This is a genomic window from Vibrio sp. 1F263 (assembly GCF_041439035.1).
In the GTDB taxonomy this organism is placed as follows: Bacteria; Pseudomonadota; Gammaproteobacteria; order Enterobacterales; family Vibrionaceae; genus Vibrio; species Vibrio tasmaniensis_A.
Genome location: NZ_JBGONI010000003.1, coordinates 109,080 through 127,042, shown reverse-complemented (window position 1 = coordinate 127,042; position 17,963 = coordinate 109,080). Strand labels below are relative to the sequence as shown.

21 protein-coding genes are annotated in these 17,963 nt (G+C 43.3%); 11 read left to right on the top strand and 10 right to left on the bottom strand.

The window, feature by feature from the left end:
- Positions 1–115: 115 nt before the first annotated feature.
- A complete protein-coding gene (locus tag ACED25_RS03070; protein ID WP_269334662.1) occupies positions 116–1,501 on the bottom strand; it encodes an alpha-amylase family glycosyl hydrolase in 1,386 nt (461 codons plus the stop codon).
- Positions 1,502–1,784: 283 nt separating this feature from the next.
- Complete coding sequence (gene ppiC / locus ACED25_RS03065) at positions 1,785–2,063, bottom strand: peptidylprolyl isomerase PpiC (protein WP_009845728.1); 279 nt, start codon at positions 2,061–2,063, stop codon at positions 1,785–1,787.
- 283 nt (positions 2,064–2,346) lie between these two features.
- Here ppiC and ACED25_RS03060 point away from each other — a divergent pair, with 283 nt between their 5' ends.
- Entirely contained in the window at positions 2,347–3,261 is a 915-nt protein-coding gene (locus ACED25_RS03060; protein ID WP_269334661.1) for a chemotaxis protein, read from the top strand.
- Positions 3,262–3,314: 53 nt separating this feature from the next.
- Here the strand turns inward: ACED25_RS03060 and hutZ are convergent, their stop codons facing one another.
- From hutZ to hutW, 3 genes are all read right to left on the bottom strand, one after another.
- A complete protein-coding gene (hutZ, locus tag ACED25_RS03055) occupies positions 3,315–3,845 on the bottom strand; it encodes a heme utilization protein HutZ (protein WP_004731858.1) in 531 nt (176 codons plus the stop codon).
- Between the two features lie 141 nt (positions 3,846–3,986).
- Positions 3,987–4,508: a heme utilization cystosolic carrier protein HutX gene (hutX, locus tag ACED25_RS03050; protein WP_371694601.1), complete on the bottom strand. Its 522-nt coding sequence runs from the start codon at positions 4,506–4,508 to the stop codon at positions 3,987–3,989.
- A gap of 58 nt (positions 4,509–4,566) precedes the next feature.
- Entirely contained in the window at positions 4,567–5,976 is a 1,410-nt protein-coding gene (gene hutW, locus ACED25_RS03045) for a heme anaerobic degradation radical SAM methyltransferase ChuW/HutW (RefSeq protein WP_371694600.1), read from the bottom strand.
- A gap of 160 nt (positions 5,977–6,136) precedes the next feature.
- Here hutW and ACED25_RS03040 point away from each other — a divergent pair, with 160 nt between their 5' ends.
- The 6 genes from ACED25_RS03040 to ACED25_RS03015 all read left to right on the top strand — a co-directional run bounded on the left by ACED25_RS03040 (position 6,137) and on the right by ACED25_RS03015 (position 11,021).
- Complete coding sequence (locus ACED25_RS03040; RefSeq protein WP_371694599.1) at positions 6,137–6,898, top strand: TonB family protein; 762 nt, start codon at positions 6,137–6,139, stop codon at positions 6,896–6,898.
- A gap of 2 nt (positions 6,899–6,900) precedes the next feature.
- The gene (locus ACED25_RS03035; RefSeq protein ID WP_371694598.1) at positions 6,901–7,602 is read left to right on the top strand and encodes a MotA/TolQ/ExbB proton channel family protein; all 702 of its coding nucleotides are present in this window, start codon (positions 6,901–6,903) and stop codon (positions 7,600–7,602) included.
- Positions 7,599–8,012, top strand: a complete 414-nt coding sequence (locus tag ACED25_RS03030; RefSeq protein ID WP_009845734.1) for a biopolymer transporter ExbD — start codon at positions 7,599–7,601, stop codon at positions 8,010–8,012. Before ACED25_RS03035 ends, ACED25_RS03030 begins: the two co-directional genes overlap by 4 nt.
- Positions 8,013–8,187: 175 nt before the next feature.
- A complete protein-coding gene (locus ACED25_RS03025; protein WP_371694597.1) occupies positions 8,188–9,078 on the top strand; it encodes a hemin ABC transporter substrate-binding protein in 891 nt (296 codons plus the stop codon).
- Positions 9,079–9,201: 123 nt separating this feature from the next.
- Complete coding sequence (locus ACED25_RS03020; protein ID WP_371694596.1) at positions 9,202–10,239, top strand: FecCD family ABC transporter permease; 1,038 nt, start codon at positions 9,202–9,204, stop codon at positions 10,237–10,239.
- Positions 10,239–11,021 (top strand): heme ABC transporter ATP-binding protein, encoded by a 783-nt coding sequence (locus tag ACED25_RS03015; RefSeq protein WP_371694595.1) that lies wholly within the window; start codon positions 10,239–10,241, stop codon positions 11,019–11,021. The genes ACED25_RS03020 and ACED25_RS03015 overlap by 1 nt, the downstream gene beginning before the upstream one ends.
- A gap of 392 nt (positions 11,022–11,413) precedes the next feature.
- Here ACED25_RS03015 and ACED25_RS03010 read toward each other — a convergent pair whose 3' ends face one another.
- Positions 11,414–11,875 (bottom strand): TetR/AcrR family transcriptional regulator, encoded by a 462-nt coding sequence (locus ACED25_RS03010; protein WP_009845738.1) that lies wholly within the window; start codon positions 11,873–11,875, stop codon positions 11,414–11,416.
- 529 nt (positions 11,876–12,404) lie between these two features.
- Between ACED25_RS03010 and ACED25_RS03005 the strand changes: the two genes are divergently transcribed.
- The gene (locus tag ACED25_RS03005) at positions 12,405–12,704 is read left to right on the top strand and encodes a YfcZ/YiiS family protein (RefSeq protein ID WP_009845739.1); all 300 of its coding nucleotides are present in this window, start codon (positions 12,405–12,407) and stop codon (positions 12,702–12,704) included.
- A 36-nt stretch (positions 12,705–12,740) separates the two neighbouring features.
- Here the strand turns inward: ACED25_RS03005 and ACED25_RS03000 are convergent, their stop codons facing one another.
- Positions 12,741–13,043 carry a YnjH family protein gene (locus tag ACED25_RS03000; RefSeq protein ID WP_371694594.1) on the bottom strand — a complete coding sequence of 101 codons (303 nt, stop codon included), beginning with the start codon at positions 13,041–13,043 and terminating at the stop codon, positions 12,741–12,743.
- A 101-nt stretch (positions 13,044–13,144) separates the two neighbouring features.
- On the opposite strand from ACED25_RS03000, the gene ACED25_RS02995 reads away from it, so the two are divergent.
- On the top strand, positions 13,145–13,744 hold the full coding sequence (locus ACED25_RS02995) for a hypothetical protein (RefSeq protein WP_371694593.1): 600 nt from the start codon (positions 13,145–13,147) through the stop codon (positions 13,742–13,744).
- Between the two features lie 126 nt (positions 13,745–13,870).
- Here ACED25_RS02995 and ACED25_RS02990 read toward each other — a convergent pair whose 3' ends face one another.
- Positions 13,871–14,977 carry a 1-acyl-sn-glycerol-3-phosphate acyltransferase gene (locus tag ACED25_RS02990; RefSeq protein WP_029223825.1) on the bottom strand — a complete coding sequence of 369 codons (1,107 nt, stop codon included), beginning with the start codon at positions 14,975–14,977 and terminating at the stop codon, positions 13,871–13,873.
- A gap of 175 nt (positions 14,978–15,152) precedes the next feature.
- Between ACED25_RS02990 and ACED25_RS02985 the strand changes: the two genes are divergently transcribed.
- Positions 15,153–15,779 carry an AraC family transcriptional regulator gene (locus tag ACED25_RS02985; protein ID WP_371694592.1) on the top strand — a complete coding sequence of 209 codons (627 nt, stop codon included), beginning with the start codon at positions 15,153–15,155 and terminating at the stop codon, positions 15,777–15,779.
- A gap of 115 nt (positions 15,780–15,894) precedes the next feature.
- Here the strand turns inward: ACED25_RS02985 and ACED25_RS02980 are convergent, their stop codons facing one another.
- Together ACED25_RS02980 and ACED25_RS02975 are read right to left on the bottom strand one after the other, a co-directional pair.
- Positions 15,895–16,386, bottom strand: a complete 492-nt coding sequence (locus tag ACED25_RS02980; RefSeq protein ID WP_017102752.1) for a hypothetical protein — start codon at positions 16,384–16,386, stop codon at positions 15,895–15,897.
- Positions 16,387–16,408: 22 nt separating this feature from the next.
- Positions 16,409–16,930, bottom strand: a complete 522-nt coding sequence (locus ACED25_RS02975) for a nicotinate-nicotinamide nucleotide adenylyltransferase (RefSeq protein ID WP_017102751.1) — start codon at positions 16,928–16,930, stop codon at positions 16,409–16,411.
- A gap of 109 nt (positions 16,931–17,039) precedes the next feature.
- Here ACED25_RS02975 and nadE point away from each other — a divergent pair, with 109 nt between their 5' ends.
- Positions 17,040–17,870, top strand: coding sequence for an ammonia-dependent NAD(+) synthetase (gene nadE / locus ACED25_RS02970; RefSeq protein ID WP_017102750.1), 831 nt, complete (start codon positions 17,040–17,042; stop codon positions 17,868–17,870).
- Positions 17,871–17,963 lie beyond the last annotated feature (93 nt).

Sequence of the window (17,963 nt, the reverse complement as noted above, 5' to 3'; positions counted from 1 at the left end):
TAACACCCTGTTTAGTAAGCAATAAACAGCTTTAAATAAAAAACCCCGCTTACTGGTAATCAGTAAGCGGGGTTTTCTTTGCAAAATTTGCTTTCTAACTCGTAACAGGCTCGAGCTAGTTGGTCGTCAGCATCATGCACTGGTTGGATTCAACCTTAATAGTTAAGTCCTTACCAACACATTCGAACACTTTACCAGACAACAGATCCGTCACAGCGCCTGTCCAATTTAATGAGGCCGTCTTGCTTCGTTTCGATTTATTAATCACCACAATGCCTTTGTCGCCACGAACAAACACCAACAAGTCATCATTGGCTTCAACCACCTGCATCGCTTCGCCATGAACATGGTTATGGAATTGAATCATGTTTTTCATATAAGGCGCTTGCCAGTCGTTAAGCCAACGAGGTTGGCCACTCTTGTCCAGAATACCACTGGTGCTGAGTTCACTGTAAACAAGCGGCACACCGCCATCTCGTCCAAGAATAAAGGCGTGAGCTAATTGCTCGTCGACTTCATCCATCACATGTTCCAAAAACACCTCGTTATTTGGAATGTCATGAGTGACAGCAAAAGTGATCGCTCGCATGTTCGACAGAGCTTGACCAAAACAGTATGGGTTGATCAGAGACTTAAAACTGCCCTGCTCTTCAAAAGCTTTGAAGATGGTATTGAATAGCGGAAAATCATACGCCCCTAAACGAGTGTGTTTAAGGTAAGGCTCGAGGAACAGTTCGTACTCTTCTTTGGTTGCACCACCGTCAGTAATGATCTCGCCAAAGATATGCATTTCTTCACAAATATCATCAGTCCAAACCTTACGTAGATGTGACAGTGTCATGTGTTTCGCTGCGTCGATGCGAAACCCTTTCACACCAATCACTTTCAAGGCTTTTAGGTAAGCTCGCTGCTGTGTAACCACATTGTCGTTGTCTAACAGCGTTGGCAGGCCTGGATCGCTTGCTCCACCAGTAATACGTCCGTTTTGCACCTCCCAAGTATCTTTCCAGTTCTTGATACCAAACGCTTCGACAAAGTCGTTCTCATCAAACAAAGGTTTAGAAAGATCACCAAACAAACGAACGGATTCGTAATACTCAGAATCTTGTTGGTAAGACGCCATGTCTTGTTGATTTGGATACGTCAAATCACCGCGAATACTCGACTCGTTAGCCATGTGGTTAAACACAACGTCCACATAGGTACGAAGCCCATGTTGCTTTAACGTGTTCACCATTGCAGTGAAGTCTTGCGTATCACCAAGCTGATTATCGATCACACGATAATCTTGGGGTTGATAGCGCTGCCACCATTGGGTACCTGTATCTCGATCACAGCCTTTAGGCCCTCGTAACGACTTCATTGCCGGCGAGACTAAAACAGATTTATAACCCAACTCTTGAATCAGAGGGGCGTTCTTCATTACGTCAGCGTAGCACCAGTCAAAAGCATGCAATATAACATCTGTCGCTGGGGTGCTTAACATAGCTGAACTCTCCATGTTGTTCTCCTACCAAACTCGTTTACAGCTTTCTAGATAAATACAAAGGCTAAAAGGCAAAGCTGCATAAATTTCCTTAAGAATGGTATTTATTATATGAGTTACTCATTAAAACCCCTCCTCCTCCCACCGATTAGTCAAGGTGGATAGTTAAGGGCGTAGCGCCAATTATCGCATAACGTCCGGGATGAACACTCAGCCATAATGTTTTTAAATGCGCCCAAAAATGACAAAAAAGGAGCGTATCTACGCTCCTTTTATTCAATCTAACACATATTAATAACTAAGTTCGGTAAAGAACCTTCACTACGTGCCAGCCAAATTTTGTTTTTACCAGGTGTGGTACAAGCGTCTCGCCAGAGAAACAAATCTTATCAAACTGAGGCACCATTTGACCTTTTTTGAACTCGCCTAGGTCGCCGCCCTTTTTACCAGATGGACAGGTTGAATGCTTCTTCGCTAGCGTTTGAAATTTAGCGCCCTTTTTAAGCTGCGTCATGATGTCTTCTGCTAATTCTTTATGCTTCACCAATATATGAAGCGCTGCTGCTGTTCTTGCCATGATAATTCTCAGTTTGTTGCGGTCAGTTTATTTGTGATGATTACGTAGAATTCATCAGAGTACTGACTGTTGTAATTCAGCTTACGGCTAACGACTTGTCGACAAAAGTCCATCAAACGCCTGCGTTTAGCGTGATTTTAACCCAAGAATCATCATTCTTCACTCTATAACCGAAAACAACCCCCTTAAAGATCTTTAAAAACCGCATAGTGACTTGCTGCGGATGCCATTTCCCTTTAAATTAATCCTTATAGATTAAGCGCGTATTAAGTAGGAGCCACTTATGGCCAAACCGATAAGTAAAGCGAGTCAGTCACAGGGAATGCTGATGTTCAAGTTATCCCTCACTCAAAGTTTTGCGATAGGCACGCTTAAGGTCAGAGAAATCGTTCCTTTCCAGCCAATGACCCAAATTCCTTACTCTCATCACCATGTGATTGGTACCATCACGATTCGCGATCTTACGGTTCCAGTTATTGATATGTCCGCAGCTATTGGGTTTCGGCCGATCACACCGACGGAATACCAAGACTGTGTGCTCATCGTGACAGATTGCTTAAGAACCGTTGTAGCATTCTTGGTTCGTTCGATTGATAAAATCATTGAATGTGACTGGAAGAGTATTGAGTCGCCACCCGCAAGTGTAGGAACCAATGTGTTTGTTACCGGCATTACACGTTTTGAAGATCGTATCGTGCAGATGCTCGACGTAGAGTTATTACTTTCTAAGATTTACCCTGCTTATGAAAACGCACATATTCCGATGCTGACTGATGTCGAGAGAGAACGCCTAAAAGCTCTGAACATTCTATTGGTTGATGACTCTTTGATTGCACGAAAGCAGCTGTCTGATGCCTTAGACAGCATCAACATCCCTTATAGCATTTGTAACAACGGTTTAGATGCTATTGACCTGATGCGAGGTGAGGCTGCAAAAGGTACAGCAATTGATCTTCTCGTGAGTGATATCGAGATGCCCGGGTTAGATGGTTATGAACTTGCATTTGAAGTACAAAACGACAGCGCACTCAGTCATGCCTACTGTATTTTACATACTTCACTATCCAGTGAGATCTGTGTTGACCGAGCTAATCAGGTGGGTGCACATGAAGCGCTAGAGAAATTCAATGCAGGCGAATTAATCGAAGCCATGTTGCGCGGAGCGAAAGTCTTAAACGACGCGGCTATGACTGCTTAGACATAAAAAAGCCCTCTCACAGGAGGGCTTCTTAGGTAACCAGTTAAACGAGACTATTCGTTAGATACTTTTTTGTGGCCTTCTTGCAGGTGAACGAAATCCACCAGATCATCACCAGACACTTGGTATGCCTGACCAAAGCCTTTTACGAACAGGCCATTCTCAGCTTTAAGGTTGAACAGAGAGAAATCTTGAAGCTGGCTCAAACCATCAATGATCTCGCCGAAACGCTCTTGCATCTGGCCGATCACTTGAGTCCAAAGCTCCGTTTCACGCTCTACAACACTTGCCTGAGCATCAAACGTTAAACGCTTACGTGCATAAAGCTGCTTCGAGCTCTCTTCGTCTTCAATCATCATCAAAGAGACTTGAGGGTTTGCTTTCAAGTTACGAGCATGACGAGCAATATCAGAAATTAGAACAAAATAACCTTCTTGGTTCTGAACGAAAGGGGCGTAACTTACGTTCGGGCGACCTTCTTCATCAACCGTTGCAAGTTGAAGGGTACGGCGCTCTTGGCGAAATTCTTTAATTTCTGGACCTAGGCGACCTTGTAGACGTTCTTGTTTTACTTGTTGTTCCATCGATAATTCCTTTCTTCACTTTCTCTTATTTATTATTTTTACCCGAGGTTGAGCGTTCATTAGTAAACTAAGTGGACCTCGAGCATTCATATTTTCTTTAAGCTAGCTGGCAATCTTATTTAAGCTTGATGTTGACTGTACTTAAGCTCGTTCTTTTAGTGCTTTGAAGCGTTCCACTTGGTCGACAATCAGCTCTCGCTTTTCATTGCGACCTAGGTAAATCTTAAAAATGTTCTCGCCTGTTTCACTGAAGAAACCGAAGTAATGACTTTCACGCCCCATGAACGCCTTGCTCACCAAACCAATATGTTTGATGTTATCCAGTTTTAAGTGGCCATGCAGCTCGCCTTCTTTACCCATCAGATTGTAGTAACCACGCGCTACTTTGCCTTTAGGAAACGGCGCCTTTACTTCAAAGATTGAGCCAAATGAATGCATAATTGTGGTCACTGGGCCCCAACCAACCAAACCTTCTAGAATATCTTGAACACGGCTGCCATCTAGCATCACCGCCATGTCTCCAGGAAAAGCAGCCACTACTTCAACTTCTGAAACTCCTAGCTTCTCAGCAATCGCAGTAGGAAGTAGTTTTGGTTCTTCTTCTAGAATGCGTGCGACACGTTGTTCTAAAGTTTCTGTCATTGCGAATGTTGTATCTGTCATTGAATAAGTTTCCGTATAAACGAGTGATTTACGTAAGTTATAAACTAAAAATTCGAGATTAAGCGTGCTTCAAACTTGCATGCGGGTGAGCACCCAAGCCAGAGGCAGTTGGTGCTGGGTGCAAGGTCTGATATTCCGTGTTAAGCACTTGAATCACAGTCTGTGCAAGACTTACCGCCCAGAAACTGCCAGCTATAGTCAGGCTCAGGTAATCTTCCGAAAGATCAACTAGGCCATTTTTTTCCCAATGTGAAAACAGAGGCTTCAGGTAGTCAAACGTGTCTTGCCCCATAAAACTCGGCAACTTACTTCTTCTTACAACACCAGAATCAAAACCGGCTTTCAATGAAGAGAAGGTTGGCTCTAGTGAGCTTTGCTTGGTCATCATGGCTATTGGCAATTGACCTTGCTTTATAGACTCCATGTAGCTGTCTAAAGTTCGATGTTGCATCACACCATGACCACCGATGTTGCCACCAGCGCCACAACCAATGGGTAGAACTTCGGCATAAGTTTTTGCTAAGCTGTTGTAAATGCTGCGTTCTCGGTTATCACGAGTCCAGTGATTCACGCTCAGTTGCTTAACCTTGTGCTTTGCCATGAACTCAACGCCCGCCAAGTACATACTCGCCTTATCTGGCGTATTAGCCGGTGGTGGGATTTTTCCTTTCTCAACAAGATTAAGCATAGGCGCGTTGCCCGAAACAATCAGTTGGTAGAGGTCGATACCGTGTGCGCCAGTCGACATGTAGTCTTCTAAATCTTGTTGAAATACTTCCATAGACTGGTGTGGCAACCCGTATAGCAAATCAAGAACGATAGGCGCTTGTTCAGTGCGACTCAGTGAACTGATACGTTCCAACACAACTTCTCGGTCATCCAAGCGCTTAGCACTACGTCGAACTTGAGTATTGAAACTTTGAATACCGAATGAGAAACGATTGAAGCCACCTTCCAGCGAACGATCAAACATCTCGTCGCCAAATCGATTAATACGCCCTTCTAAGGTCATTTCCACATCGTTCGCTAATGGGAAGTATCGACGAATAGCCTTACCTAACAGCTCAACTTGTAGAGGAGATAAATCGGTGGGTGTTCCACCACCAATATAGACGGCGTGAAATAGTCCAGACTGAGCCCAAGAGGTTTTAGCTTTTTGCTTTAGCTCAACCATCAGTGCATCAAAATACTCATCCACTAATTTACGGCTTGCGGCATTTTGGAAGAAATTGCAGAACGTACAACGCACGCGACAAAAAGGAATATGGATATACAAACAACGTTTATCCTGTTTCTTTCCTTCACTCAGCATCAATTCATCAAAGATTTCCAATTTCTTGCTCGGGTCGACCGGGATTGAGCTTCCCCCAGCATGTGCAGATTGCTTTTTGGCAAATGCAAAACGAAGTGGGTCTGGGCTAGAAACGCCCAGAATTGATTCGTCAAACTTATATATATCAACGCTCATATAATCTCTCTAAACACTTATATAGCAAAGCCTGGAAGACTGTTTGCTAAAACTGAGAGAATCATAAATAGACGCAAATGATAATGCAATTGATAATTGATCTTATTTAGATTCTAAGCAATAATCCGATACATATTTTAGATTTGGTGAAGGATTGAATGTGAACGTACCTAGATATGTTATTGCAGGCGGTGCATCGTTAGTGATTCATGCGGCGATGTTATTTGTCGCTCAAGAATCCAAAGTCTTTGCAATGCCTGCAGGTAGCCAATCGAACACGGTATCGATCAACTTCACTCCAAAGAGCGCTCCCTCACAAGATCAGAAAAAAACCGTTACAGAGCCAGTTGAGCCTGAGCCAGTCAAGGAAACGGTCTCACACCCAGAACCTAAACCTGTCGAACCGAAAGCAGTAGAGCCAAAGCAAGCTAAACCTGCACCAAAGAAAAAAGCGATCACCAATAAACCTCAGCCCAAGAAAGTAGAGAAAAAGGTTGTGGAGAAGACAGCCGAGAAAAAGCCGATTCAAAAAAAACCGGTGACTCAACCAGAAAAGCTGGCCGACAAAAAAGTCGATAAAAATATGGACGAGTCCGCCAACCAACCTCGACAAGTTAATCAAGGCGTATCTAACCAAGAGCCGGTGTTAATCACTAGGCCCTCTTTTTCAGCTCGTCCAACACCACCAAGCTACCCACGCCAAGCAAGGCGCCGAGGCGTTGAAGGTGTCGCAACTTATGAGATCTGGTTAGATGCTGAAGGAAAACAAATTAAACAGGCATTAGTCAACTCATCAGGCGCACTAATGCTCGACAACGCTGCCTTGAAAGCCATTAAGAAATGGAAGTTCTCACCTCATACTGTAAATGGTCGAGCAATTGCTCACCGTGTGCAAATACCTGTTCGTTTTAAGTTGGATTAACCATGCAACAAATCAGTTACTTACAAGATCAACTTGGCCTAATGACATGGCCTCTTCTAATCTGTTCAGCATTAACAGCAATGATCATCGCAGAGCGTATCTTCCAAGTAATGCTAAGCATTGGGGTTGGCAAACGCGCTATTCGTCGTGAGCTCAATCAGATTTCACCAACCAATAGCAAAGAAATCGAAGCATTAGCACAATCTATTTCTGGTAAACGACCTCTGCTGTACAAGGGCGTGTCGATGCTGCTTGCTCACCACTCTTTCTCAAAAGGTTTACGTGAAGATGCAGCAGGGATTTGGCTACAAGAGAAACGCCACCAGCTTCACGCAGGTTTAAGACTGCTTGGCTTGATCGGCGTCATCAGCCCGCTAATTGGCCTGCTTGGCACAGTACTTGGGCTTATTGAGATGTTTAAAGGCGTTGCAGCTACAACAGGCAGCATCACGCCTAATGATTTGGCAGACGGTCTTGGATTAGCAATGAGAACCACTGCTGCGGGTTTGATGATTGCGCTTCCTGCTATTTCAGGAGCTCAACTACTCGGGTTATGGGCCGATCGAGTGCTAGCTCAGTTAGAACACACTCTGAATTATGTGAATGTTTGGCTAGAAGGCATGTCAATTCAAACCAGTCAGTCTGGCGACACTCAAGGTACTCCCGTCAGCAAAGCCTCTATCGGTGATGTGAGCCAAGCATGATTAAAACGCCCCACTCATCTCAAACACAGAGCTTAGTTCCGGATTTAACACCCTTACTGGACATTATATTTATCGTGATGGTTTTCCTTCTACTGACAGCATCAGTGAAGTTGGAGTCATTAGAAGTGGAGCTTCCGAGTTCTGATATTAAAAACGTTTCTGAAGTTCATAAAGATTCGATTAGCGTCAATATCTTAGATCACGAACCTTACTGGGCGATCAACGGCCAAGAGTACATCGACTGGGAAAACTTCAAGATCGCACTGTTAGAAGAAACAGGCACATCGGATAAGAAACCGATCATCATTGGCGCCGATAAAGCAGCTAACGTTGAGAACTTAGTGAAGTTGTTGTCGTTCTTACAAGAAAACGGTATTCCAGCAACCCAATTACTCACGGAGGAAGGCTAGAACGACTCTTAAATTTTCATGAGACCTAGCACCTTTTATGAGATTGGACTCTTTATTGATAAGACCAAATAACCAAAGCCAGCTCTCTATCGATTCAAACTCAACATGCGGACAGGCTGATCACAAGCCATCTTCGCGATTACTCTCCATCAAAAGAAAGTACAAATACATTATTATGAAAGACTTAAAAGTGCTCAATAAATTAAAGAACAACAAACATTTACTCGCAATCGCCGCTATGGGGTTGGTACTTGCAGCACCTATCGCCAATGCTGACGACGTAAAACAACTTAGAATCATCAGTGCTGGCAGCGCCGTTACCGAATTAGTTCTTGCTCTGGGTGCTGAAGAGCAGTTGATTGCAATTGATGTGACCAGTCACTTACCTCAATCAAAAAAGCTGCCAAAGATTGGTTATCACAGAAACCTTTCTGCAGAAGGGTTGATTGCCTTATCGCCAACCACACTGATTGGCTCAGATGAGATGGGGCCAGACAATGCCATTTCTCAATTAAAATCTGTGGGTGTCGATGTCGAAATCGTCAACACCGAAGCAAACGTTGAAGGGCTACTAAAGCGAATCGACCAAATAGCTAAGATAACGCATACCGAAGCTCACTCGCAGCAAGTGAAAGCCGAAGTGAATCAAAAAATCGCAGCACTGAAAGCGAATCAAGTACCAAGCAACAAAGCAAAGAAAGTTTTGTTCCTATTGCTGCATGAAGGTCGTCCTGCAAATGTTGCTGGCGGTGAAACATCACCCAACGCGATCATTGAACTGGCAGGCGGTGTTAACCCTGCGGCTCAAAGCCTGACCTCTTACAAACCACTGTCGATGGAATCACTCGTTGAAATGCAACCAGATGTGATTTTAGTCAGTGGCCGTAGCTACCAGAAAATGGGCGGCGCTGATGCCATTCTTAAATCGTTACCTATGCTAGCGGCAACGCCAGCAGGCATGAACAAGCAAATCATTACCGTAAAGGGCAGCGCTCTAGTTGGAGGGCTTGGTCTTGAAAGCCTTTCTGAAGCGAAGCGAATAAACGCACTTATCTATCCGCTATAACTTATCTACCCGCTATAACTCACTACCCTATTTTTACTGTTACTTGCTCAATCCTCATTACTGCGTCGCTTTCGCAAAGTCGGTTACGAGGATTGAAGCTAGTGATAGACATTGAGGCTCTTTATGTTGTTACGATCCGTCCCACTAAAAACATCGATGTTAGGCTTTGGCGCTATCCTAGTCTTAACCGCGCTGTACTCGGTCACCGTTGGACCTATGGACATAAGCTTAGCTGACAGCGCAGCCAGCCTATTCCAACCCAGCAATGACTTAGCTCCCCACATCAATTTAGTGATTCAAGAGATCCGTTTACCGAGAACCATCTTATGTATGCTAATCGGCGCGATTCTCGCGTTATGTGGTGCGGTCATGCAGGGGCTGTTTAGAAACCCGCTTGCGGAGCCTGGGATCATCGGCGTCTCTGCCGGAGCTGCGTTAGGCGCGGCGTTGGCTATTGTTCTTTTCTCTGAACTTTCACTGCAATACCCTGCTTTCATGAACTTTGCCGCCGTTCCAGTATTTGCCTTTTTAGGTGGCGCTTTAACTACCCTGTTGGTTTATAAGCTAGGTACGGGAAAATTCGGTACCTCGGTGACCATCATGTTATTAGCGGGGGTGGCAATTAGCGCACTATCAGGCGCAGGTATTGGCTTCTTAAACTTCATTGCTGATGATCAAATGCTGCGTGATCTTTCGTTGTGGTCGATGGGTTCATTGGCTGGCGCTAAGTGGTCCGGTATTTTACTTGCTGCTGTCACACTCGTTGGATTGTTTGTTGTTTTCTACCGCCAAGCGATGTCATTGAATGCTCTATTACTGGGCGAATCAGAAGCACAACACCTTGGCATCCCAGTACAGAAACTCAAGCGAAAGCTCATTCTACTTACTGCGGCAGGCGTTGGTATCACGGTTAGCTTGTCCGGCATGATTGGCTTCATCGGACTGGTTATTCCTCATTTAGGTCGCATGTTAGCAGGCCCAGATCACCGAATTCTGTTGCCCCTCTCAGCGGTACTAGGCGCGTTACTACTAACAGCTGCAGACATGGCCTCGCGCGTGGTACTTGCACCAGCAGAGCTACCAGTAGGCATTGTCACTGCGATCATCGGCGCTCCATTTTTCTTGTATCTACTATTTCAACAGAAAGGGAGAATCCTTTAATGTTTCCTGCAGCGTTAAAAGCAACCGACATCGAAGTGAAGTTCGGCAGCAAAGTGATTTTAGATGGCGTTTCTATTGAGATTGAAGCAGGAAAGGTAACCACACTACTTGGACCAAACGGCGCAGGAAAAAGTACGCTGCTGAAAGCTTTATGTCAGGAGATATCGAGCACTGGTGATATTCAGTATTTTGGACACACCAAAGACAAGTGGTCTTCTCAAAAGTTGGCTAGGCACTTGGCGATGTTGCCGCAACATAGTACGTTGACCTTCCCTTTTCTGGCACACGAAGTTGTCGAGCTTGGTGGTATCCCGTTGCAAGAGTCCAACAAGAAGCTCACTAGCATAGCTAGCCAGAAAATGGATATTGCCGATGTGTCTCACCTAAGTAAAAGACTCTACCCTTCTCTATCTGGCGGTGAAAAACAGCGTGTTCACTTGGCTCGAGTGCTAACCCAACTTCACTATTCTGGCGACCAATGTATCTTGATGCTTGATGAACCCACATCAGCACTGGATCTTGCCCATCAGCACAACACATTAAAGATCGCGAGAGAGCTAGCCGACAACCACAATGCCGCGGTTATCGTAGTTTTGCATGATCTCAACTTAGCCGCGCAGTATTCCGATCGATTGGTGGTATTGAAAGATGGCAATTTGGTGTGTGATGGCAAGCCTTGGGATGCGCTGAAACCTTCGATGATAGAAGATGTGTATGGTTACAAAAGTATCGTAGAAAAACACCCAACCATGAGCTTCCCTCAGGTTCACCCCGCACAATAAGTCCGATTAAGAACAGGTTTGTTTTGAGTATTCGCTTTCTCTAACAACCACACCATTCAACGCCTCGATTTCTTCGAGGCTTTTTATTGTCTCACAGTCCCTCTCTCGCCTTAAAATCAATTTTGTTAGTTACCATGGCAATACCCCTTAAAACGGCTCACCTTGAACGTTTGAGGCTCTAGAAATAAACACCATCAGTTAATGTTAGTAAGCTTTTAGTTACTCAGTAAAATGCAGGCGAAACCCTAATCATCTAAAAAGAAAAGAAATAACCTTACTCAGCACAAAGACAAGATAACGACAACGGCGTGAGAGCTAGAGAAAAAAGAAAGAAAAGTGAAACTACAGGTACAAAAAAAGCCCCCTCAGGAGCTTCTTTCATTGCGTGTTGATTATTGGCTCATATGAATCAATGATTTACCAATCAACCACTCTAATTCTTTACCACTAGCATCACCAAACTGAGTTTCAGTTAGCTTGTACAAGCGGTCGATACCGTTTGCCGCGAACTCATGTGCATTCTCAGCTGTAACGATATGATGGAAAAGTAAACGTAAGATCGCTAGGAACTCAGCATCTTCAAGTGCTGCAACCCAGCTAGCCGAAAATGCATCAAGGCCATTTTCAAAGTCAATGTGTTCCATAAACATCTTGAAAATACGACCGTCTAGGGCAGCAGTAAAATCCGTTTTCTTTGGAAAGTGATGACTTATACCTGTACGAGAAACGCCTGTTTGTTGACTCAACGTCGTGTATGACATTTTGTCGTAACCCAATCTCAATAACTGGTCTACAACGGCATCCATGATCTTCTGGATCGTGATTTCTGTATCTTCTTTACTACGCTTTGGCATATTCAGGTTCTTCTCTTTGTAAATCCATCTAACTCAACCGAATGAAGTCAGAATGAAAATCGTTATCAGCATTATGTGAGCAAGGTATTTTTTCGCAAGTATTTCCATTAAATACCCACAAATACTTTGTACGAACAATTTTACAGTGTTGCCTCTTTGGGCACTTTGTCTAATTATTCTTCGAAAATCACCTTACAATCCTAAGTCGATAAGTTTAAATAACTACTTAGAATATGAAATACCCAACGAAAAATTCATTGTATAAATAACTGTCAAGCGATAGATACTCTTATAAAATCATTCCTGGCGCAACTAAGTGAATGATATTCTGACAAATAAATAACGTACCTCTTCAGGAAAACGTGATATTAATCACATACATATTTATCGTCGCGAATATACATATTCATTAAATATCCTATCAAACAGCATAGCATACTAGTAAAATTTAGTTCAAAGATTTTGATTTTTGTAGATACAGTTCAAATTGCTCGCTAGAATAACCGCAGACTTTGTAAGAGGATTATTTATGAGCCAAGATATTGGTAACAATGATGTATGTGAGGCTTGCGGCTGCGCAGGTGAAATCGGGTTTATCATTAAAGAAGGCGACGATGTTGCCGAAGTAACGGTTTACGGTAACTCTAAAGCACTCATTGAAACTGAGTTTGCTAAGTACGTTGAGCTTGCTAAACAAGTGTCTAGCAACGTTGAGTTTGAAGCATCAGAACTGACAGAAGAAAGCACAGAATTAAATGCTCGCTTTAAGTTTGAAGTCAGTGCTGAGAAGATTATTTTCGAACTTAAGACTCGCTCTCTAGCACGTTAATATAAGCACCAACACTCATACCAATGAAAGACGAGTTTATTTCTCGTCTTTTTTTATAATCTCAATCCAACCTAGAGCACCATTGGTCTCAAAATCGTTTTCGGCAGCACATCGAATCAACACCCCAGAAACCTCAACGACCGCACCTAGGCTAAAGGCCTTATCATCATAATAACAAACTCGTTGCTGTGAACTACTCTGAGTGACGACGACTGCAGCCTTAGCGGGCGTTGGTATTATTTTATTAGCATTCGCTGATACTGAACAAAATACAGAAGTTACAATCACAAAGCCTTTTAGAATTTGACGCTTTATTTCAATCACAGATTCGCCTTTCATTGTGTTCTATTCTTTTTTACCGACCAACAAATGAGTAAAACACTATGCGAGAACAATTTTTTCATTATAGTGTTAACGTCTATCGTAATAAGAAGCTTGTTATGCTCCGAATAATTGTACTTATTATTGGTTCTTTAACCATAACAAATGTGACTGCAGAACCACTCGATCAGTATCAAATATTGAACCATCTGGATAATTACGGAAACTTATATTTACGAAATAAGCCCTATACATCGCTACCGACAGGATTGGTCGTCGATGGCAATTTAAATATAGAAAAAACCGCAATCACTCGCCTTCCCAAAGGGTTGGAAGTTAACGGAAGCCTTAAAGGCGGTAACAGCCTACTAGCCCGAGTTCCATCGGGCGTAAAAATAAAAGGCTACGCCGACTTGATAGGAAGTAAGATTACCCGTTGGCCAAGAGGTGTGAGAGTGGGTGGATTCATCAACCTCACAGATACCCCCCTAATACGGCTTCCCAACGGCTTTAGAGTGAAAGGAGACCTAAGCGTGATCCGAACTCCTTTAACCGAGCTGCCAAACGGGATAGTGGTTGATGGCGATTTATATATTGGCGGATCTGCAATTACAGAATTTCCCGATACCATGACGGTCAAAGGCAATATCTACCTAGGTGGTAACACGATTACCACGTGGCCGACCCAACTAGATCTTGGTGGTGCTGTTGCTCGCTAACCTGCTGTTCGATTGATTGATTGACGGTAATAGCAGTACTTAGAAAAAGACACCTATATCGCTATAAAAAAAGGAGCCTTAGGCTCCTTTTTCAATTCAATCAACGAACTTGTTTGCTAACGCTCGTTAACCAATATTCTTCACTGGATTCGCATAGCTATCGATCAAGTACTGACGAGCACCTTGTGGCAAACTCGATAGTTTATCTTCAAACTCTTGCTTCACCGCAGCTGTAATCGACTCGTCTTCTTTTTCTGCAGCCAGTAAGTTCACAGGAAATAGTTTGTAGTTATCATGAATCTGGCGGTCAATCTCTTGAGCAAGTGCTTCAGGCGTATCGAAATCTTGGTCAATAACCTGACCAAAACCAACATGAACACGCCCTTTATTACCGATGATGCCTTGAATGATACTTTCGATATCTTCAAACTCACCCTTTTCGTAACTGCCGTTTACGTCTTTTTCAAAAAGCTCTATTGCTTTCGCTGTGTCACATGGATCGTTTTCGTATGAAATAGCCACAGGAACGATCTTCAATGATTTAACGTACTCAGGAAATACGATTTTTTGCTTACGCCCTTCAACATGGAACATCTTCAGAATTGCTGGCTCTGTGAAGTCATTGCCGTCTTTTGCACGACCTTCTTTCTGAGCGATCCAAATAGAGTTACCTGTTTCTAGAGAGTGCTTAATGTACGAAGACAACTGCCCTAGCGCTTTCATCATTTCACGTGGCCCTTTTAGAGAACGCTTTACGATGAAGCTTTTGTTCAGACGCATCAATTCAGTCGCACATGGCTTCTTTAGTAGGTTATCACCAATGGCAATACGGCAAGTTTGATGATTTTTCAGATGCAAAGCGTAATTAACTAACGCTGGATCCATAGCAATGTCACGATGGTTTGATACAAACAGGTACGCTTGGTTCGCATCCAGTGACTCTAAACCCGTGTATGTCACCCCTTTAGTGGTTTTAGCGAGCGTATCGCGTAAATACTTTTTCACTTCAATCTGAATGGATTCAACGCTAGTCAGCTTGCTCCATTTCATTTTTAAGTACACACGCAAAATCGGGCTCATTAATGCTTTGAACCAAGACGCATGGTTTGAAAAACGGTAGTGCAAGATTGCACTGATAAATTCTTCATCATTAATAAGACGGTTTAGTGCCGCAGGAATTTCATCATCGCCGTAAGGACGAATATCAACATATGGATCGGTTGGAGAGGTCATTTTTTCATTCATATAATAAAAAGCTGGCTCATTCTACGCGTTGTTTTGACTTATCGCAGCTACAGAGCCCATACTTTTGACAAGGTCAGACCAGAAACATCGAAAATGCCCTGTTATTATTGGCATTCTTTAAGATTAACGGTAATCTTGACGCCCCAAGACTAAGGTACTATCTATGAACTTCGCTATTGAATATACATCGGCTTACTTTTCACACCTGGTGATTACACCACGCAAAAAAGTACTTAAGCATAGCCTTGTATCGGTTCAAAGTGGTTTGGTTTTGATTAAGCTGGGCAAACAAGAGTATGCCGTCGAGCCAGGTCAGAGCGTCTGGGTTCCATATGACTGCCTAACATCACTGACCTACTTTCCAAACACACAGATTAATCGTGTCGACTTTTCTGTGCGCTTGACGGATTCATTCCCAAGACAAGCGGGATACGTCACGCAAACGAACCTCTCTTCTGCGTTACTAGAAAAGCTAGAACTTACTAAGTCTCGTAGTGTAAAAACGAATAATACTGAGCAAGCGTTTAAAGATATGCTTTCTGTATTGAAGCAAGAAGTGTTGTCGTTTAAACCACTGCTTTGTGAAAGTGCTCTGTCTCAGCGATTCAATCAATGGAATATTGATGACTCGAACTTACCGCAAGAGCACACATTGGTGATGGTAATGCGCGAGGCGAAGAAACGTATGCAATCAGGTCAGAAACGTACTCTTGTGATTGATGATCTGTTCTCAGGCAAAGAAGAAGAGTTCGAGCAACTGTGCATGCTCGTGTTTGGTGAAGATTTATAACCTGGCGATAGCTGATATTGAAAGCAACAGACTAGATACTAAAAAGCCGCAAAAACTGAGTTTTTGCGGCTTTTTTAATTCTTAGCACTTAGACAGAAAAGAATGAACTACCTGTCTAGAATGGCAGCTCAACCTGCATCATTAAGTCTGCATCACTAGAGTCATGCCAACGGTAATCAAAACGCATACGCGGCTGCCCTTCAACTTTATCACCAAAACCTATGCTCAGTTGAAGACCATGGTTCATCAACCACTCTTCTGTCGACATATTATACTGTTCATCTTCCAGCTCTTCTGGAAACCACATACCGAGACCAACATAGTTAGACTCAAGGCTCTGAGTTAACAAAGGCGCATCTTTGCTTTGAATAACCCAATCAGACCAATAGTCTGGCTTTGACTCAGATTCAGGTTCACTTAACCCACTGAGCTCAATCATACGTTGACCGAAAGATTCAAGGCTAGTAGAGAAATCCAAGCAGCTATTTTCGTCATCAGAAGTCAGCATTACCGAATCTAGGCTAAAAAAATCACACTCAGCATATGCAGGTAAACTGCATGCTGCAATGATCATCGTCGCTGGTATCGCGCGCTTTAGCATAGTCATCAGACCTCTTGAGTGAGTGAATCTACATTATTGTATACAGTCCATTATCTTGCAATATCTTTGTAACTGACTTTGTACTCAGTTTTGCAACATCGCTTCCACTTATCAGCGCATTGCGGATATCAGTACTACGAATTTTCACCTTTTCAGGGCAAGCCATTACAGACCACTGCTCAGTAATCTCATCTGATTTATAAAAAGATGAGAACTTAAAGAAGTTGTCAGGACCTATAACGAACGTGAGTTCCGCATCACGATGTAACTTCTGAAGTGCGCTAAGCACCGCATAAGTCGTTACGCTTTCACCTGGAGTAAATAGGCTCTTTTCGACCAAAGAAAGCTCCACTTGCTCCAATGAAAGATCGCTAATAAATGCGTTAACTAACTGACATCTCGTATCAAAGTCTAGCATCTCTTTTCCCCAAGCATGGGCAATACTTGGAACGAGCAGGATTTTGTCAAAGTGAGCCAATGAATCAATCACACTTTTATGCCCTAAACTCGGTGGATTAAACGCACTACCGAAAATGGCTATTTTTTCCATTACTTATTACTGCCTTCTCTTTCTAAGCTTGTGCAAAGAGGTTTTTAAATCGGATGATTTAGGTATGATAACACTAGATTTTTAATTTGCTTGCAGGAAAGGAATACGAATGGAACAGTTAATTCGTGACGAAATGCGCGTACTAGCTTCAATTGACCCTCACTTCGAAGTGACTCGTCGTGTGGAGTTTATCAAAACGAAACTTCAACAGTCAGGATGCAAATCACTGATCCTTGGTATCAGTGGTGGTGTCGACTCAACAACCTGTGGCCGCTTGGCACAGGTGGCCGTTGATAGCCTAAATGAAAGCGCTGGTAGCGACGAGTACCAATTCATCGCGGTTCGTCTACCTTACGGTGAACAAAAAGATGAAGACGAAGCACAGCTTGCTCTCTCTTTCATTCAGCCTTCTCAATCTGTTTCTGTCAACATTAAAGCGGGTGTTGATGGGCTTCACGCTGCATCTCACGTTGCTCTTGAAGGCACAGGTCTACTACCAACAGATTCAGCAAAAATCGACTTTGTGAAAGGCAACGTGAAAGCTCGTGCTCGCATGATCGCACAATACGAAATTGCTGGTTACGTTGGCGGTCTGGTGATTGGTACTGACCACTCAGCGGAAAACATCACTGGTTTCTACACTAAGCACGGTGACGGCGCATGTGATTTAGCACCACTATTTGGTTTGAACAAACGCCAAGTTCGTGAGCTTGCAGCAACGTTGGGCGCTCCAGAGCAACTTGTTAAGAAAGTACCCACTGCTGATCTAGAAGAGCTTGATCCACAGAAAGCCGATGAAGCAGCATTGAACCTTTCTTACGATCAAATCGATGATTTCCTTGAAGGTAAAACAGTACCTCAAGACGTATCCGATCGCTTAGTTGGCATCTACAAAGCAACACAGCACAAGCGTCAACCAATCCCAACGATCTACGATTAATCTTTGAATTAGCTCAGAATCAAAAAGGCCGGAAGCTCATTTACGAACTTCCGGCCTTTTCTATTTAGTGTTCTTTAATGCGTTTTTCGTAAT

What these genes read in the sequence shown, in the direction of transcription:
- ACED25_RS03070 (WP_269334662.1), bottom strand. Translation starts at nt 1,501, where the DNA reads ATGGAGAGTTCAGCTATGTTAAGCACCCCAGCGACAGATGTTATATTG.
- ppiC (WP_009845728.1), bottom strand. Translation starts at nt 2,063, where the DNA reads ATGGCAAGAACAGCAGCAGCGCTTCATATATTGGTGAAGCATAAAGAA.
- ACED25_RS03060 (WP_269334661.1), top strand. Translation starts at nt 2,347, where the DNA reads ATGGCCAAACCGATAAGTAAAGCGAGTCAGTCACAGGGAATGCTGATG.
- hutZ (WP_004731858.1), bottom strand. Translation starts at nt 3,845, where the DNA reads ATGGAACAACAAGTAAAACAAGAACGTCTACAAGGTCGCCTAGGTCCA.
- hutX (WP_371694601.1), bottom strand. Translation starts at nt 4,508, where the DNA reads ATGACAGATACAACATTCGCAATGACAGAAACTTTAGAACAACGTGTC.
- hutW (WP_371694600.1), bottom strand. Translation starts at nt 5,976, where the DNA reads ATGAGCGTTGATATATATAAGTTTGACGAATCAATTCTGGGCGTTTCT.
- ACED25_RS03035 (WP_371694598.1), top strand. Translation starts at nt 6,901, where the DNA reads ATGCAACAAATCAGTTACTTACAAGATCAACTTGGCCTAATGACATGG.
- ACED25_RS03030 (WP_009845734.1), top strand. Translation starts at nt 7,599, where the DNA reads ATGATTAAAACGCCCCACTCATCTCAAACACAGAGCTTAGTTCCGGAT.
- ACED25_RS03025 (WP_371694597.1), top strand. Translation starts at nt 8,188, where the DNA reads ATGAAAGACTTAAAAGTGCTCAATAAATTAAAGAACAACAAACATTTA.
- ACED25_RS03020 (WP_371694596.1), top strand. Translation starts at nt 9,202, where the DNA reads ATGTTGTTACGATCCGTCCCACTAAAAACATCGATGTTAGGCTTTGGC.
- ACED25_RS03015 (WP_371694595.1), top strand. Translation starts at nt 10,239, where the DNA reads ATGTTTCCTGCAGCGTTAAAAGCAACCGACATCGAAGTGAAGTTCGGC.
- ACED25_RS03010 (WP_009845738.1), bottom strand. Translation starts at nt 11,875, where the DNA reads ATGCCAAAGCGTAGTAAAGAAGATACAGAAATCACGATCCAGAAGATC.
- ACED25_RS03005 (WP_009845739.1), top strand. Translation starts at nt 12,405, where the DNA reads ATGAGCCAAGATATTGGTAACAATGATGTATGTGAGGCTTGCGGCTGC.
- ACED25_RS03000 (WP_371694594.1), bottom strand. Translation starts at nt 13,043, where the DNA reads ATGAAAGGCGAATCTGTGATTGAAATAAAGCGTCAAATTCTAAAAGGC.
- ACED25_RS02995 (WP_371694593.1), top strand. Translation starts at nt 13,145, where the DNA reads ATGCTCCGAATAATTGTACTTATTATTGGTTCTTTAACCATAACAAAT.
- ACED25_RS02990 (WP_029223825.1), bottom strand. Translation starts at nt 14,977, where the DNA reads ATGACCTCTCCAACCGATCCATATGTTGATATTCGTCCTTACGGCGAT.
- ACED25_RS02985 (WP_371694592.1), top strand. Translation starts at nt 15,153, where the DNA reads ATGAACTTCGCTATTGAATATACATCGGCTTACTTTTCACACCTGGTG.
- ACED25_RS02980 (WP_017102752.1), bottom strand. Translation starts at nt 16,386, where the DNA reads ATGACTATGCTAAAGCGCGCGATACCAGCGACGATGATCATTGCAGCA.
- ACED25_RS02975 (WP_017102751.1), bottom strand. Translation starts at nt 16,930, where the DNA reads ATGGAAAAAATAGCCATTTTCGGTAGTGCGTTTAATCCACCGAGTTTA.
- nadE (WP_017102750.1), top strand. Translation starts at nt 17,040, where the DNA reads ATGGAACAGTTAATTCGTGACGAAATGCGCGTACTAGCTTCAATTGAC.